Origin of the sequence: Streptomyces sp. NPDC006435 (assembly GCF_040612315.1) — a bacterium.
In the GTDB taxonomy this organism is placed as follows: domain Bacteria; phylum Actinomycetota; class Actinomycetes; order Streptomycetales; family Streptomycetaceae; genus Streptomyces.
On record NZ_JBEXPY010000052.1, the window covers coordinates 36,512 to 52,234 of the forward strand.

Below are 15,723 nucleotides of genomic sequence, written 5' to 3' on the forward strand. Positions count from 1 at the left end.
CCGCTCCACAGGGCAGGGCCGGAAGGCCTCCGCTCCCCTCCGCTCACCGGGGGAGCGGAGGCCTTCCGGCCTTCGGCACACACTGTCCTCGGCACACACGGCCTTCGGCACACACTGTCCTCGCCACATGCGCATGCGGAGGGCCCGGCCGTTCCTCCCAGGAACGGCCGGGCCCTCCGCGATACCGGATCCGCTCAGGTGGCCGCCGCACCGACGGCCACCGGAACCTCCTCCTCGAAGGCGAACGTCGAGGTGATGGCGTCGAAGAGGTCGCACAGCGGCTCGGCGAGCGGGATGTTCGGGCTGAAGCAGGTGATGATCAGGACCCGCTCACCACCGGGAACCGGCACGAACGTGTGCGTCACCACCATCTTGTACGAGATGCCGTCGGAGATCTCCGTCTCCTCGATGCCGGACATTCGGCCGACCGGACCGACACCCGGCAGCGTCACCGTCGTGAGGGTCCGGTCGGTGCCCTCGCGGCGGCGGCCCCCGGCAGCCGAGAACTGCTCGTTGATGCCCTTCGCGGAGAAGTCCTCACCGGGCGGCGGCTTCACGCTGAACACCATGAGCCCGGCCATCAGCAGGCCGTCCTCGTACATGGCGGTGGTGCCCGCCGCATAGACGGCGCCGCGCATGCGGGCGCCCTCCATGATGCGACGCGCGCTGCGGAACGTGTGGTTGACGGCGTCCCGGGTCTCCTTCTGCGGGGCGTGCCGCAGCATCTCGGCGCGGCGCTCGGCGAGTGTGTCGCCGTGCAGGTCGTACTCCGTCCAGTTCTCCGGGACGGCGATCCCGAAGGCGTGCGAACCAGTGGTCATGGGACCGTTCTCCTCAGTTCGTTTCGGGCCGGGCCCGGGCAGGGCCGGGCGGGCAGGGGGAGCGACGAGGCCGCCTCCCTAGGAGGCCGGCCGGGCGCCGCCCCCGGAGGGTGTCGGGTCGCCGCCGGTGCCCTGACCGCCCTCCTTCAGGGAAGAGCCCATCCCGGTGTCGAATTCGGCGAAGGCCTTCACGATGGCGTCGCAGCCGTCCTTGAGGTCCTTGCTGTTCCGCTTGACCTGCACGCGCCCGTCCTTCCACGCTTCGTCGAAGTCGGTTCCGGGGCGCACCAGCGGCGGGCCGACGTCCGCGGGGTTGTAGCCCGACGGCCGGGTGTCGATGAGCTCCACCACCCGGCCCAGCAGTTCACCGAGACGTTGCACCTCGTCTCCCGGCATCTCGATCTCGGCCAAGGCTCCTCCCTCGTACACGTGGTCCGGCGGGCACATCCCGTCCCGCTCCACACGACCGTGGACGCGGAACGGTTCAACGACCCACCGGAGCAAGGGAGTACGGGACAGCAATCGGGCTCACACGGACCTGCGGACGAGCTTTCCGTCGGGCGACACGGCGAACCACTCGCCGTCCAGGCCCTGCCCGTTGACGTCACCGGGCGCCATGTCACCGACGTAGTAGTACAGCGGCCAGTCCCCGTACGTGACCTGCACGGCACCCCCCGACTGCTTCGCCCCGCGCAGCAGAGACCTCTCGACGCCCTTGCCCGCGGTGGCGGGGGAGGGGCCGGTCAGCGCGGGCCACACGGCGATGCACTCCGCGTCGCAGTTGCTGGTGGCCTCCTTGTCCCTGGTGAAGGCGTACAGGGTGCGGCCCTGACCGTCGACCAGGATGGAGCCGAGCCCGACGTCCGCCACGGTGACCTCGGTACCGGGCGCCGTCCTGCCCGGCTTCCTGCCGCCGCCGGTGCTGCTGGTGTCGCTGTTGCCCCCGGTACCGCAGGCGACAAGCCCCAGGGCCAGCGGGATCGCGAACAGAGCCTTGCGTGCACGCATGGTGATGACCTCTCTCGTACGTCGTGGAACGCGGCGGGGCGATTTCCCCCGCGGCCCACACGTGTCGTCCGCCCTTCGGGTTCAGCGTGCGGCGCTCCGGCCCCCGGCGACCGGGATCGCGAGCGGCGTTGAACCGTTCGGACGATCCGTCCGTTCGTCGACGCGTAGGGCCCGACTGGAAGCCCCACTCCCGGAAGGACGACAGACATGCGCAGGCTCACTGTTGCGGCGGGCGTCGCCGTGCTCGTCGCCGGCTTCGCCGGTACGGTCCCGGCGTCGGCCGAGGACGGCCCCGAAACCAGGGGATCCGGTGGCGCCGGGATCTCGACGGCCGCCGCCGAGGCGGCGCGGGCACCGGCCGTATCCCTCGTCGCCCGGCTCACCGGCGACCAGGACGGGCCCACCGGGGGCGACCGGGACGGCAAGGCCGTCGCGCTCGTCAAGGTCAAGGGCGACCGGGTCACCTTCGCCCTCACCTGGAACGGCGTCGGCAGGCCGACGAGCGGCCACCTCCATCAGGGCCGGCCCGGCAGCCGCGGCGGGATGAAGGCCGAGCTGTTCGGCACGGTCATGCCCGCCTCGGTGAACTCCGCCGCCGGGCAGACCTCGGTGTCCTCCGCGGCGCTCGCCCGACGGCTGCGCACCGACCCCGGAGACTTCTCCATCGACCTGCACTCCGAGGAGTTCCCCCGCGGCGCGGTGCGCGGCCGGCTCCGGATCCTGGAGAAGCCGGTGAACCCGCTCAGCATCATCAGGGGCGGCAGGTTGCGCGCGCTCGCGGACGGCGGCCAGGAGGTACCGGCCGAGGACCCCGGCAGGGCGGGCGACCCGGACGGACACAGCACCACGTTCCTGCACCCGAGGACGGACCGCGTCGACTACTCCATGGCCTGGGTGAACATCGGGGCACCGCTGGCCGGACACATCCACGAGGGGGTGCTCGGCGAGAACGGCGACGTACGGCTCCCGCTGTTCGTCTCTCCCGTGCCGAAGAACGTCTTCGCGATCTCGGGAAGCGTCGGTGTCCCCGACGCCGAGGTGATCGCCCGCCTCAAGGGGAGCCCGACAGGCTTCTACTCGAATGTGCACACCCGGGAGTTTCCCGACGGCGCCGTACGGGGGCAGTTGTTCCACTGACGTTCACCGGCGAGAGGGTTCACGGAGGTTTCGCGGGTGGCGTGCGGGCAGCCTTGATTGCCCCGGCCCCCGGTGTCACCCTGCTTCCGTGCGGATCAAGCTGTCCTTCCCCAACTCCCGTCTGTTCTGGGGGGTTCTGCCCGTGACGCTCGGGCTGATCGTGTTCCTGGGCGTCACGTTGTTCGGCGCCGGCAGGGCCGCCACGGTGTCCGGCGTGCCCGCCGACGACAAGTACGTGGACATCGGGACCGTCCCGCAGCCCCGGGCTCCCGCTGCCGGACCCGACGCGTCCACCGGCTCCTACACCGTCGAATGCGGCCGCAACGAACAGGGCCACTACAACATGGACAACGTCGTGATCTCCCCGGGCGTCGTGAACGGCGCCCACCACACCCACGACTACGTCGGCAATCTCTCCACCAACGCCCTGTCCACCGACCGGAGTCTGGCCGCCGCCGACACCACCTGCGCGGGCGGCGACCGGTCCACCTACTACTGGCCGGTGCTGCGCCGCCTCGACCGCACGGGCCACGACGCCCACGAGCCGGGCGGGGGAGCCCACGGCAACACCGGCGAGATCGTCACCGCCTCCTCGGTGCGGGTGGAGTTCCGCGGCAACCCCGTCAGCTCGGTCGTCGGCATGCCCCGCTTCATACGACTGATCACGGGCGACCCGGTCGCGGCCACCACGGACAGCGGGAACGCCCGCGCCCAGTGGGGCTGCTCCGGCTACCCGGACCGGTTCACCCGCGACTACGCGCTCTGCCCGCCGGGCAGCGGGCCGACCCGCACCCTGGACTTCCCGAGCTGTTGGAACGGCCTCGCCACCGACAGCCCCGACCACCGCGCGCACGCACAGTTCCCCGCCGCCGACGGCACCTGCCCGCGGGCCACGTTCCCGGTGCCGCAACTGCGCGTCACCCTCACCTACGACCTCCCGGAGGGCACGCCGTTCGCCGTCGACTCGTTCCCGGAGCAACTGCGTGATCCGGTCACCGACCACGCGATGTTCGTGAACGTGATGCCCGAGGACCGAATGGCGGAACTGGTGCGCTGCATCAACGAGGACCGGCAGTGCGGGACGGGGTGACCGGGGCCCCGTTCGCCCCCCGCCCCTCCGTGATTCGGCTCACATCGCCCCGGTGTTGAACCGGTCCGGCCCGCCGTCCGTGTTCAGCGCGTCGGCCCAGGAGAGGACGGAGAAATGGATGGCGGCATTGTGGTCCCGCAGCCGGAGACAGGACACCGGGGACGAGGCACTGATCCGGTCCCTCCACGAGGAACACGGCAGGGCCCTGCTCGCGTACGCACAGCGTCTGACCGGCGACCGCAGCGCTGCTGAGGACGTGGTCCAGGAAACCCTGATCCGGGCCTGGAAACACCCGGACGCCCTGGTCAACGGCAAGGGATCGGTGCGTGGTTGGCTGCTCACCGTGGCCCGCAACATCATCACGGACCGGTACCGGGCCAGGGCCGCGCGTCCCACGGAGGTCGCCGAGTCGGTGACCACACAGCCCGTCGAGCAGGACCACGCGGACGCCGTGGTCGACTCGATGGTCGTCATGGAGGCGCTCGACCGGCTCTCGCCGGACCACCGGGACGTGCTCATGGAGATCTACTTCCAGGGCAGGAGCGTCGCCGAGGCGGCGAAGGCCCTCGGGATACCACCCGGGACGGTCAAGTCCCGTTCACACTATGCGTTGAAGGCCCTGCGGGACGTGTACGCGGACAGACCGAAGGCAGTGGAGATCGTGGCGTTGAAGGGGGTGGCGGTGTGAGTATCAAGGAACACGACAGCGAACTGCTCGGCGCCTATGTCCTCGGCGCACTCGATGAGCAGGAGGTGCGAACCGTCGACGAACACATGGCGTCGTGCCAGAAGTGCCGCGACGAACTGGACGAGCTGCGGGAGATGGAGTCCGCACTCGGCGAAGTACCCCCGGAGGCGTTCCTCGACGGGCCGCCGGAAGGCGGTGACCTGTTGCTGCAGCGCACGCTGAGGCAGGTCCGCAGGGAACGTGCCGGGCAGACGCTGCGGCGAAGAGCGGTCCTGGGCGCGGTCGCCGCGGTCGCGGCGGCGGCCGTCCTCGGCGGCGGCGTCCTGATCGGCCGGAGCACCGGGGAACGCGCTCCGGAGGCCACCCCCCCGGCCCCCGTGGTCACCGCCACCGTGCCACCGACGCAGCCGGGCGGCATGAAGGTCCTTGAGGGCCGCAGCGTTTCGACCGGCAGCGAGATGAGGCTGCGGGTGACCCCGGCCGTCGACTGGATCCGCCTCAACGCCTCGGTCACGGGCATCCCGGCGGGCGAGCGCTGCCGTGTGGTGGTCGTGGCGAAGGACGGCAGTCGCGAGATCGCGGGCAGTTGGCTCGTCGCCGACGGGAAGAAGGGCGCCAACCTCGACGGCTCGGCGGCCGTTCCCATGGCCGACGTGCAGAAGGTCGTGATCGAGAACGACAAGGGCAAGGAGTACGTGTCGGTCAGGGTCTGAACCCCCGGGGCCGGTAACGCGGTACGCGCCGCCGTGCCGTCGTCGATGACGACGGCACGGATCCGGACGCGGATCGTGACCCGCCCCGGGCAGGGACCGTAAATCGTTCGGTGCGACTGCCGATCCCGGAGACCGCCCGCGACCGGTCCGGCCTCTTTGCGATCCGCACTGCCCCGGCCTTCTTCCCGGGCCTATTCGGCGGAAGGACCCCGACGGGAGGGAGCACCAGAGGACGGCCGCCCCGGTGGAACCGCGGCCGCGATCGGTGCGCGGCTCCGGCTTCCGTCCGGGTACCGATGCCCGCGGCGTGTCCACCTCTCGCCGGGCGTCCGCCTCTTGCCGGGCGTTCACTTCTTGTCGAGCACGTCGACGTACGCGTCGATCGCCTGCTCGCAGGAACGCGGACCGCCCGCGCCCCACAACCGCGCCGGGAACGCGTGTGCGCGGCCTTCCTTCACGGCCGGGAGCGACTCACGGATCGGGTTCTTCTCCAGCGCCGCGACGTATCCTCCCGCCCCCTCGTCGTCGGCGTGGAAGAGGTTGGCCCTTCCCACCGCGGTGAGCCCTTCTGCATCGGTCTGCACAAGGCCGTGGGAGGGGGCGACGCCCCGTTCCCGTGAGCCTTGTTGACGTCTTCGGTCCAGGCGGGGTCATGCCGAGCTCTTCGCCTGTCGCGGTGAACAGGGCGCCCTCGCCGTAGGGGCGGACGGTGAGGTTGCCACCCTGGAGCCATCCGTCGAAGAACAGGAAGTCCTTCGTCGGCAGACCGGCGGAGGTCACCCGCTTCTTGGCCGGGGCGAGGTGCCCGTCGAACTCCTGGAGCACCAGGTCGGCCCGCTCGGTGCTACCCGTGGCCTCGCCGATCGTGCCGAACACGTTCTGCATGTTCTTGATCGGGTCGGCCGGATCCGCCCCCAGCGTGGCCGGCACCGGCACGCCCCGCTTCTCCGGCTTCTCGATGGTCTCGTCGTCGGCCCTGAAAGCCTCCACGACGGCGAGGTCGGGCTTCGCCGCGAAGGTGGCCCGTACGGGGGCCACTTCGACCTCGACGCGGATGTCGTAGACCTCGCCGATGTTCTCCGTGGTGAGGACGTCGACGGGCGGTCCCGCCGCGTGCACGAGGCCGGACCGCATGAGGACCAGCGTGTCCGCGACGCGGGAGGCGTGGCCGAGGTCGTGCAGCACGATGCCCACCGCGTCGCCGTGTTCCTCGACGAGGCCGCGCACCCGGACGGGCTCGTACAGATCGTGCGAGTGCGGCGCCCATTCCGTGGGAACGGGAGGAACCTGCGATTCGGCGAGGGTGGCGAAGGGAGCCGTCGCCCGCCCCGGAAGCTCCTCGGCCCGGCGCGCCACGGTGCCCGCTTCGCGCCGCCACATCCCGGAGCTCGCGCCATTACGGGACGATTCGACCATGCGGGCAAGTGCATCCAAGGCCTGTGCCGACGTCGTACGCGCCTCGGCAGAGGCCGGGAAGGAACGGCCGCGGTCAGTCCTCGGGAGTGATCGGCTGCCATTCGTAGCGTCGTGTGCCGGGAACGTGCGCGCACGACAGGGCGTAGCCCTCGGGGCTGAAGGCGACGCCGTACTCCTGATCCGCGGGGCAGGAGTTGAAGGCGGCAGGCCCTTCGGGGTCGGCGGGACCGCGCTCGGCGTCGGGGGGAACGGTGCGGGTGGGGGCGCCCGACGGGCCGCTCCCGCCGGGTGTGGTGGGGCTGCCGGGCTTGCCGCCGATCAGCACTGCCGCCGTGGCGATGCCCGCGAGGAGTGCGGCGCCGACGGTGAGGGCCACCCATGGGCGTCGGCGGCGGGAGGGCCGGTCGGGGACGGGGAGAGGGGTGTCGCCGAGCCGGTCGGGGACGGGTGCGTCGCCGAGCTGGTCGGGGACGATGAAGGGTTCGTCCTGCCACTGCAGGGGCCAGCTCTCGGGCCCGAGGGCGACGCGGGCGGCGGCGATCGCGTCGCGGGCCGCCATGGCGGTGGGCCGGTGCTCGGGCCGCTCCGCGGTCATGGCGGCGAGCAGCGCCGGCGGGGCGCCCAGGGCGCGCAGTACGAGCCCGGCGGCGTAGACGTCCTGGGCGGGGGAGCTGTCGGCCCCGGCACGGATCTCGGGGGCGAGGTAGTCGGGCGTGCCCGGGACGAAGGCGGGAGCGGTGAGCCGGAGGTGGGGCAGGACGCGGGCGATGCCGAAGTCGCCGAGGCAGGCGTGGGGGCGGGCGGTCCCGGTCGCGGCGAGCAGGACGTTCGAGGGTTTGACGTCACGGTGCACGAGACCGGCGGCATGTACCGCGACGAGCGCGTCCAGGAGCTGTTCGGCCAGGAGCAGGCCCACGGCGGGCGGCAGTTCCCCGTAGTCGGCGAGGAGTCCGGCGAGCGTGCCGCCGCGGACCAGGGGCAGCACCAGCCAGGCCTCGCCGTCGCGGACGAACCAGTCGACGGGGGCGAGGACGTGGGGATGCCCGATGCGCACCGACTGCTCGCACACGAGCCGCAGCAGCGACTCGACGTCGGCGCCGCCGGTGACCTTCACCGCCACGTCCTCGCCGCGACGCGTGTCCACGGCCCGCCAGACCGTGCCCTGGGCGCCGCGCGCGATCGGCGCGAGCAACCGGTACCGGTCGGCGAGCATCGCCCCTGCTTCCATGCGCCGTAGCGTACCGGCGCACGGGTGCGCCGGTGTCAGGCGCCGGCGAGCGTGAGGATCACGGTGTCGGTGGTGGTGGTGATCTGCACGGCGGTCGTGCCGGAGCTGGCGGTGAACGTGCCGCCGATGTCGACCACGGTGTACTGGGCGCCTTCGAGGGAGGACCGGTAGGCGTCGAGCGTGGCCTCGGGGTCGTCCGTACGGTACGTGAGGACGTACGCGTTCTTGCCCCCGGTCACGGAAGTGAGTTCCCCCTTCGGCAGTGGCAGGCCGGCGGGCAGGTCGTCCGGGGCCTTCACGCCGGAGGCGGTGGTGTCGTCCGAAGAGGCGTCCGTGTCTCCGGAGGCGGCGTCCGGAGCTGCGGGGGCGGTGACGGCGGGCTTGCCGGAGCCTTCGGTTTCGCCGCCGTCGCTGCCGCAGGCGGTCAGGCCGAGTACTGCGAGGGCGGCGACGGCGGCGAGCGAAGTGGTGCGCGTCCAGGACACGATGACATCCCGTCAGTTCGAGGGTGGTCGGGCTTCCGGACGAGAGATTGACACATGAAAACCTTCTTTGACAAGTGTAAAAATCGCTCGTAGGGTGTCCTCATGGACCAGGCCGCCACGACGCGCAACCAAGAACTCCAGCGCCAGTGGTACGGCGCTCCGCTCGGTGAACTCTGCCGGGATCTGTGCACCCTGTTCGCGGTGACCCAGTCCGGCCTCGCGGAGATCCTCGGGGTCTCGCCGGCCATGCTCAGCCTCGTCATGCGTGCCCAGCGCGCCCGGATCGCCAACCCCGACGCCGCGGCCCGCCTCTCGGCGGTGCTCCGCCTCGCCCACGACGTCCGCGCCGGCACCGTACCGGCCGCGACCGCGCGCGAGACCCTGGCGACCATCAGGACCAGTCGAACCCCCGGCCAGGACTCGCTGGGCACCGCCTCGCTCCCGCCCGCCCCTCCCCGTCCGGCAGCGGCCACCGCCGGGCCGGACCCGGATGCGCAGTTCGCCCTGCGGCTGCGCGATCTGCTCAACTCCCGTGCCGGTGCCGCGGAGATCCTGGCGGCCGCGACCCTCCTCGAACCCGAGCACCCCGGCCTCGCCGACATCCTCCGCACCTGTGGCGCGGGAAGAACCGACGAGGCCGTGAACCTCGTCCGTCGGCTCGGTGCCGGACACGACGCCGACGGCCGTCGCGCAGGCTCCTGAAGGAGTGCTGCCGGTGGTCGGCGAGCCGCATCACCGACCACCCTCGGGACTCTTCCGCCCCGCGGACGGCCTCCGTGGCCGGATCGGCGTTGGGGTCGCAGCCGAGGGGTGTGCCGGGTCGTCGACGTGGTGAGCCGATTCCGGCACGAGTGGGGGAGTCCGCCGGCCGGGTGACTCCGCAACGCGATGAATCTCCTGGCGGGAGGTGTCACAACCAGGATCTGCCATGCCTGCCGGAGGCGTTGTGTGCTTGTCCGTCCGTCGGCGATCGACCCGTCCGCCGTGCGCGTGTGCTGCCCGATCCGTGAACCGGCGACTCGACGCCGGGAGATGGGGCCCGATGGCGGCTGCGGGTTCATGAACGAGCGCCCGATGGCGCGGACGTGGTGGGAATCCAAGGCCCTGGAGATCTGCGGGGGCGCGGCGGGGCGCGGCGCGTGCTGATCGCAAGGAAGTTGGGTTTCCGTGGCCGATCGAGCCGGATGTTGGTCCAGGGCGTGGTGTGAAGGCGCGCCCGGGGCGGGGTGGTCGGACTGTCGGGTGCGTTCTGATCGAGCCAACGATGTGGTCGAATCCGAAACACGTCGGCGGCCTGTGGCGGACGTCGGGTGTCTGTCCGGAGCCCGTCAACCGCTCAAGCGCGGGGGATCCGCGGTCGGCCACGCCCTCGGGCGCCGGTGGTGCCGAGCGGATCCGATGGACCGGTAAAGGTTCCTTTCTGGCCAACTGCGGTTCTGCGTCAAGATCGTCCTTGACATGCCGGTGCCCCCAAGGGAGAATTTTATTGTCAAACTAAAGTTCGAAGCATACGGTGATGATTTCCCAGCCGGCTTGGTCGTCAATGGCCAATCAGTTAAGGCCGGTCGGGTTTCGTGCGCTCAGCGGGGGTTTTTGGTATGACATCGACATACGTTCCGATGGTTCCGGCCGGCTTTTTCGGATGCCGAATTCACCCTGTTCTTTTCATGTGCCCCTGACCTTTTCGTACCGAGCACGGCGTGCCTGAACGACGAGACGAAGGAACAGAGTGAGCAACCCGTTCGAAGATTCCGATGGCAGCTTCTACGTTCTTGTCAACGAAGAGAATCAGCATTCACTTTGGCCGGCCTTCGCGGCCGTGCCCGCCGGCTGGAGAGTTGAGTTCGGCGACGACAGCCGGCAGGCCTGCATCGACTTTGTAGAGGCCAACTGGACCGACATGCGCCCGAAGAGCCTCATCGAGGCCATGGAGGGCGGCAGAGGCTGAGCCCCAGGTCCGCGAACCGCGAGGCTTCGGCCGCGCCGCACGCCCGGAGCGATGGGCGGTGGGCACGCGTGGCCGGGGCTGCGCGACGTGGAATTTTTTCATCACACTTTTAATTTTTTGCGGGCAGGGCACTGTGATGTGTTCCCCCGTGGCTTCGGCCTGCCCGGATCCGGATTATGAGCATGAAGTTTTCCGTGTCGTCCCGCGTGTCGGCTGCGCGTTCGCAGGCGAATTCGTTCGCGCGCTGACCGTTCCACCGAGGTGGTTAAGGTCCATCGGGATGGTCAAGGTTCATCGGTTCCGTTCCGAAATTTCAGGGAATTGCAATTCGCGCAAGCCTGCAGTTCTCCGTGGGTAAATCCAGTTATTTACAGATGCACCACTGAGAATGGTATTGGAGTGCACGTGTCCACGCACGACGAAAGCTACCTGCAACTCTCCGCGGCACAGCGTGAGGTCTGGTTCGCAGAGCAGGTCCTGCCGGGTACGTCCACCTATATTGCATCCGAATACCTTGAAATTCGCGGGCCATTGGACCGGGGCCTTTTCGAGGCCGCCCTGCGGCGGACCATGTCGGAGGCCGAGACCCTCCAGGTCCGTCTCGTCGAGACGGCAGAAGGACCGCGGCAGGTCGTCTTACGGGACTTCCCGTGGGAGCTGTCGTACGAGGACTTCGGCTCGGACGACGCCCCCGACGCCGCGGCCGACACGTGGCTGCGGGAACAGATGAAGCGCCCCTTCGACCTCGCGCACCCACCGCTTTTCAACCACGGCCTGCTCAGACTCGCCGAGGACCGGCACTTCTGGTACCACGGCTACCACCACGCCGTCATGGACCAGTTCGCGATGTCGCTGATAGCGCGACGGGTGCCCGAGGTGTACACGGCTCTGCTCCGTGGCGAGCAGGTCCCCGACACTCCGTTCCTCCCGCTCGCCGAACTGCTGAGCGCCGATGCCGCCTACCGGTCCTCCGAGGACTTCGACCGCGACCGAGACTTCTGGGCCGACCGCCTCGCCGGGTGGAACGGCCCCGTGGACCTGGGAGGTTCGGCGTCCGGCACGGCGGAGCCCGGTGCGATTCACCGCAGGACCGTGCAGCTGTCCGCCGAGGACAGCGAGGCCCTTCGGGAGGTGGCGGACACCGAGAGCGTGCGCTGGCCACGCGTCCTGATCGCCGCGACAGCCGTCTATCTGCACCGGTTGACCGGTGAGCGGGACATCGTCATCGGCACGCCCGTTCCGGCACGCCCGGACTCGCGCGCACAGCGTGTTCCGGCGATGGCGTCGAACGTGCTGCCGCTGCGGCTGACCGTCGAACCCGACATGACGCTGGGCGCCGTGGTGGCCCAGGTCTCGTCAGGGATCAGGGAGATCATGGCGCACCAGCGCCACCGGGGCGAGGAAGTCGTCCGCGCGCTCGGGCTGAGCGGCGGCATCGCCCGCGGCTTCGCACCGTTCGCCAACATGATCCCGTTCTCCTACGAAGTGGCCTTCGGCGACAGCCGGGCGACCGTGCACAACGTCGGCCCCGGCATGATCGGCCGGCTGTCCGTACTCGTCTGGGACCGCTCGGACGGCGCGGGATTCCGCATGGACGTCGTCGCCGACGCCCGTACGCACAGCGCACAGGACGTGAACGCCCACAGCGACCGGCTGGTGCACGTCCTGAAATCCGTCGCCGCCACGCCCGAAAAACCGGTCCGCGCCCTGGAGTTGAGCACAGCACAGGAGCGGTCCGAGGCGCTCGCTGCGGGCACGGGAGCCTCCGTCGACGTACCACCGGCCACCCTGCACGAACTGTTCGAGGCACAGACCTCGCGCACCCCCGACGCGCCCGCTCTGCGCAGCGACGGCCAGGAACTCACCTACGCCCAGCTGGACGAGCGGGCCGACGGCCTCGCCCACGCCCTCGCCGAACGCGGCGTCGGGCCCGAGGACGTGGTGGCGGTGGCACTGCCCCGTTCGACGGACCTCGTCGTCTCGCTGCTCGCCGTGCTGAAGACGGGCGCCGCCTATCTGCCGGTCGACCCCGGCCTGCCCGCCGAACGCCTGCGCCACATGCTGGACGACGCACGCCCCGTCCTGCTGCTGACCCACGAGCGCATCGCCGCGGGCCTGCCCGCCGTGCCCGTCACGACGCTCTCGCTGGACGGCCCGTGCGCCGCGGCGGACCCGGCGGCCGATTCGGCCGCCCGCCGCCGGACAGCCGTTGCGCCGGCCCCCGACCACGCCGCGTACGTGATCTACACCTCCGGTTCGACGGGCCGCCCCAAGGGCGTGGTGGTACCGCACCGCGGCATCGTCAACCGGCTCCACTGGATGCAGGAGCAGTACGGGCTCACCCCCGACGACCGCGTCCTGCAGAAGACCCCGGCCGGATTCGACGTCTCCGTCTGGGAGTTCTTCTGGCCACTGGCCACCGGGGCCGTCCTGGTCCTGGCCAAGCCCGACGGGCACCGCGACGCCGCCTATCTGACCCGCCTCGTCCGGAGCGAGCGGATCACCACCATCCACTTCGTGCCGTCCATGCTGCGGGCCTTCCTCGGCGACCCCGGTGCCGCCGACTGCGCCACCGTACTGCGCCGGGTCATCTGTAGCGGCGAGGCGCTCTCCGTCGACCTCCAGGACAGCTTCCTGACCACCTTCCGCAACGACGGCGTCGAACTGCACAACCTCTACGGCCCCACCGAGGCGTCCGTCGACGTCACCTCCTGGCAGTGTGCCCCGGAGCCCGACGCCACGGTCGTACCCATCGGCCGCGCAGTGACCAACACACGGCTGTACGTGCTGGACCAGCATCTGTCGCCCGTACCGCAGGGCATGACGGGAGAGCTCTACATCGCGGGTGACCAGGTGGCCCGCGGCTATCTGCGCCGCCAGGAGCTGACCGCGGGCCGGTTCGTCGCCGACCCCTTCGGCGAGCCCGGCGGCCGCATGTACCGCACCGGTGACCTTGCGCGGCTGCGCGCGGACGGCGCCCTGGAGTTCCTCGGCCGCACCGACGACCAGGTGAAGCTGCGAGGCTTCCGCATCGAGCCGGGCGAGATCGAGACCGCCCTGGCCCAGCACGCCTCGGTGGGGCACGCCGCCGTGGTCGTGCGGCACGACCAGCCGGGGGACGAACGGCTGGTCGGCTACGTCGTGCCGAGCGGCGAGACACCGGTCGACCCGGTCGAGGTCAAGACGCATCTGGCCCGGTACCTCCCCGACTACATGGTGCCTGCCGCGCTGGTCGTCCTGGACGAGCTGCCGCTCTCGCACAACGGCAAGCTCGACCGCAAGGCGCTGCCCGCGCCCGCCGAAGCGGCGGCCGGCGGCGGCCGCGAGCCGCGCGGCCCCCGGGAGGAGATCCTCTGCGGTCTGTTCGCCGAGGTGCTGGGGGTGGCCCGCGTCGGTGTCGACGACGACTTCTTCGCCCTCGGCGGGCATTCGCTGCTGGCCGGCAGGCTGATCGGCCGGGTGCGCGCGGAACTCGGCGTGGAGCTGGAGATCCGGGCGCTCTTCGAGTCCTCGACCGTTGCCGAACTGGCCGGACGGCTGACCGAAGGGGACGTCACCAGGCCGGAGCTGACCCCGGTCGCACGGCCCCAGGACATCCCGCTCTCCTTCGCCCAGCAACGGCTGTGGTTCCTGCACCGGCTCGAGGGGCCCAGCCCCACGTACAACATGCCGCTCGTCCTGGAACTCTCCGGCACGCTCGACCGCACCGCCCTGCGTCTCGCCCTCGCCGATGTGGTGGCCAGGCACGAGAGCCTCCGCACGGTCTTCCCGCCGGTCGGCGGGGTGCCCAGGCAGGTGATCCGGCCGACGGCCGACGTGCCGCTGCCCGTCACCGACGTGGCGGACCGGGCCGAACTCGACACCATGGTTCGCGAGCGTGCACGGCACGCCTTCGACCTGTCGGTCGAAACCCCGCTGCGCGCGGAGCTGTTCAGCGAGGGACCGACCAAGCACGTCCTCCTGGTCCTGATCCACCACATCGCGGCCGACGGCTGGTCGCTCAGCCCGTTCGCCCAGGACCTCACCGACGCCTATCGGGCGCGCCACGGCGGCGGCGAACGCCACAGGCCCGAACTGCCCGTGCAGTACGCCGACTACACGCTGTGGCAGCGCAGGCTGCTCGGTGACGCCACGGACCCGGACAGCCGCCTGGCCGAGCAGGTCGCCTACTGGCGCGAGGCCCTGGCCGGACTTCCGGACCAGCTGGACCTGCCCACCGACCGGCCGCGCCCCGCGGTGGAGTCCCACCGCGGCGACATGTTCGAGTTCCGCATCGCCCCCGAGCTGCACCAGGGCCTCGCCGATCTCGCCCGGCGCAGTGGCGCAAGCCTCTACATGGTCCTCCAGGCGGGCCTCGCGGCCCTCTTCCACCGGCTCGGTGCGGGCACCGACATCCCGCTGGGCTGTGCCATCGCCGGCCGGACGGATCAGGCGCTCGACGACGCCGTCGGGCTGTTCGTGAACACGCTCGTCCTGCGCACGGACACCTCTGGCGACCCCACCTTCGCGGAGCTCCTGAAGCGCGTACGGGCCACGACACTGGACGCCTTCGAGAACCAGGACGTCCCGTTCGAGTACCTGGTGGAGGAGCTCAACCCCACGCGCTCGGCAGGCCGCCACCCGCTGTTCCAGACCGCACTCGTGCTGCAGAACTCGCCGACGGCCCGGTTCGACCTGCCCGGCCTCGGCGTCGAAGCGGCCCTGGTGGGCGCCGGTGCGGCCCGCGCCGACATGTTCTTCAGCCTGAGTGAGCGGTGGGCGGTCGACGGTGGGCTGGACGGGCTCGACGGGTTCGTGGAGTACAGCTCGGATCTGTTCGATGCGGCGACGGTCGAGTCGGTGGTGGAGCGGTGGTTGCGTCTGTTGTCGGTGGTGGTCGGGGACGCGGATGTGGCGATCGGCTCGGTGGACGTGCTGTCGGGGGACGAGCGGCGCGGGGTTCTCGAGGCGGGCCGGGGTCCGGTGTTCGGTGGTGGGGCGGAGGGTGGTTGCTGGCCCGGGTTGTTCGGTGCCCGGGTGGGTGCGGCGCCGGATGACGTGGCGTTGGTGTCGGGTGGGGTGGGGTTGTCGTACGGGGAGGTGATGGACCGGGCCGGTCGTCTGGCGCGGTTGTTGGTGGCGCGTGGGGCCGGTCCCGGGGTGTTGGTGGGTGTGGCGTTGCCCCGGTCTGCCGGGGGTGTGGTGGGGTT

General features: G+C 70.8%; 12 protein-coding genes and 2 pseudogenes. 7 read left to right on the forward strand and 7 right to left on the reverse strand.

Annotated elements, in window-relative coordinates; genetic code table 11:
• Positions 1-194 precede the first annotated feature (194 nt).
• The 3 genes from ABZZ04_RS33545 to ABZZ04_RS33555 all read right to left on the reverse strand — a co-directional run bounded on the left by ABZZ04_RS33545 (position 195) and on the right by ABZZ04_RS33555 (position 1,829).
• A complete protein-coding gene (locus ABZZ04_RS33545; RefSeq protein ID WP_356935999.1) occupies positions 195-821 on the reverse strand; it encodes a hypothetical protein in 627 nt (208 codons plus the stop codon).
• Between the two features lie 78 nt (positions 822-899).
• A complete protein-coding gene (locus tag ABZZ04_RS33550) occupies positions 900-1,232 on the reverse strand; it encodes a hypothetical protein (RefSeq protein ID WP_356936000.1) in 333 nt (110 codons plus the stop codon).
• 117 nt (positions 1,233-1,349) lie between these two features.
• On the reverse strand, positions 1,350-1,829 hold the full coding sequence (locus ABZZ04_RS33555; RefSeq protein ID WP_356936001.1) for a hypothetical protein: 480 nt from the start codon (positions 1,827-1,829) through the stop codon (positions 1,350-1,352).
• A gap of 207 nt (positions 1,830-2,036) precedes the next feature.
• Between ABZZ04_RS33555 and ABZZ04_RS33560 the strand changes: the two genes are divergently transcribed.
• The 4 genes from ABZZ04_RS33560 to ABZZ04_RS33575 all read left to right on the forward strand — a co-directional run bounded on the left by ABZZ04_RS33560 (position 2,037) and on the right by ABZZ04_RS33575 (position 5,457).
• The gene (locus tag ABZZ04_RS33560; protein ID WP_356936002.1) at positions 2,037-2,966 is read left to right on the forward strand and encodes a CHRD domain-containing protein; all 930 of its coding nucleotides are present in this window, start codon (positions 2,037-2,039) and stop codon (positions 2,964-2,966) included.
• 88 nt (positions 2,967-3,054) lie between these two features.
• Positions 3,055-4,056: a DUF1996 domain-containing protein gene (locus ABZZ04_RS33565; RefSeq protein ID WP_356936003.1), complete on the forward strand. Its 1,002-nt coding sequence runs from the start codon at positions 3,055-3,057 to the stop codon at positions 4,054-4,056.
• A gap of 118 nt (positions 4,057-4,174) precedes the next feature.
• Positions 4,175-4,744 (forward strand): sigma-70 family RNA polymerase sigma factor, encoded by a 570-nt coding sequence (locus ABZZ04_RS33570; RefSeq protein ID WP_356936004.1) that lies wholly within the window; start codon positions 4,175-4,177, stop codon positions 4,742-4,744.
• A complete protein-coding gene (locus ABZZ04_RS33575) occupies positions 4,741-5,457 on the forward strand; it encodes a zf-HC2 domain-containing protein (RefSeq protein WP_356936005.1) in 717 nt (238 codons plus the stop codon). The genes ABZZ04_RS33570 and ABZZ04_RS33575 overlap by 4 nt, the downstream gene beginning before the upstream one ends.
• Positions 5,458-5,804: 347 nt before the next feature.
• On the opposite strand, the pseudogene ABZZ04_RS33580 reads toward ABZZ04_RS33575, so the two are convergent.
• The 4 genes and pseudogenes from ABZZ04_RS33580 to ABZZ04_RS33595 all read right to left on the reverse strand — a co-directional run.
• Positions 5,805-6,474, reverse strand: a pseudogene (locus ABZZ04_RS33580) (Fe3+-hydroxamate ABC transporter); the annotation flags it as partial.
• Positions 6,470-6,684 (reverse strand): annotated as a pseudogene (locus ABZZ04_RS33585) (ABC transporter ATP-binding protein); the annotation flags it as partial. The pseudogenes ABZZ04_RS33580 and ABZZ04_RS33585, both read right to left, overlap by 5 nt.
• A 262-nt stretch (positions 6,685-6,946) precedes the next feature.
• On the reverse strand, positions 6,947-8,101 hold the full coding sequence (locus tag ABZZ04_RS33590) for a serine/threonine-protein kinase (protein ID WP_356936006.1): 1,155 nt from the start codon (positions 8,099-8,101) through the stop codon (positions 6,947-6,949).
• A 35-nt stretch (positions 8,102-8,136) separates the two neighbouring features.
• The gene (locus tag ABZZ04_RS33595; RefSeq protein ID WP_356936007.1) at positions 8,137-8,586 is read right to left on the reverse strand and encodes a hypothetical protein; all 450 of its coding nucleotides are present in this window, start codon (positions 8,584-8,586) and stop codon (positions 8,137-8,139) included.
• Positions 8,587-8,688: 102 nt separating this feature from the next.
• Between ABZZ04_RS33595 and ABZZ04_RS33600 the strand changes: the two genes are divergently transcribed.
• From ABZZ04_RS33600 to ABZZ04_RS33610, 3 genes are all read left to right on the forward strand, one after another.
• Positions 8,689-9,288, forward strand: a complete 600-nt coding sequence (locus tag ABZZ04_RS33600) for a DNA-binding protein (RefSeq protein WP_356936008.1) — start codon at positions 8,689-8,691, stop codon at positions 9,286-9,288.
• A gap of 1,027 nt (positions 9,289-10,315) precedes the next feature.
• Positions 10,316-10,534: an MbtH family protein gene (locus ABZZ04_RS33605; RefSeq protein ID WP_356936009.1), complete on the forward strand. Its 219-nt coding sequence runs from the start codon at positions 10,316-10,318 to the stop codon at positions 10,532-10,534.
• Between the two features lie 405 nt (positions 10,535-10,939).
• The coding region (locus tag ABZZ04_RS33610; protein WP_356936010.1) for an amino acid adenylation domain-containing protein at positions 10,940-15,723 on the forward strand (4,784 nt) is incomplete at its 3' end.

Excerpts from the sequence above, each read along its gene's own strand:
- ABZZ04_RS33560 (WP_356936002.1), top strand. The coding sequence starts at position 2,037 with ATGCGCAGGCTCACTGTTGCGGCGGGCGTCGCCGTGCTCGTCGCCGGC.
- ABZZ04_RS33570 (WP_356936004.1), top strand. The coding sequence starts at position 4,175 with ATGGCGGCATTGTGGTCCCGCAGCCGGAGACAGGACACCGGGGACGAG.
- ABZZ04_RS33555 (WP_356936001.1), bottom strand. The coding sequence starts at position 1,829 with ATGCGTGCACGCAAGGCTCTGTTCGCGATCCCGCTGGCCCTGGGGCTT.
- ABZZ04_RS33600 (WP_356936008.1), top strand. The coding sequence starts at position 8,689 with ATGGACCAGGCCGCCACGACGCGCAACCAAGAACTCCAGCGCCAGTGG.
- ABZZ04_RS33590 (WP_356936006.1), bottom strand. The coding sequence starts at position 8,101 with ATGGAAGCAGGGGCGATGCTCGCCGACCGGTACCGGTTGCTCGCGCCG.
- ABZZ04_RS33545 (WP_356935999.1), bottom strand. The coding sequence starts at position 821 with ATGACCACTGGTTCGCACGCCTTCGGGATCGCCGTCCCGGAGAACTGG.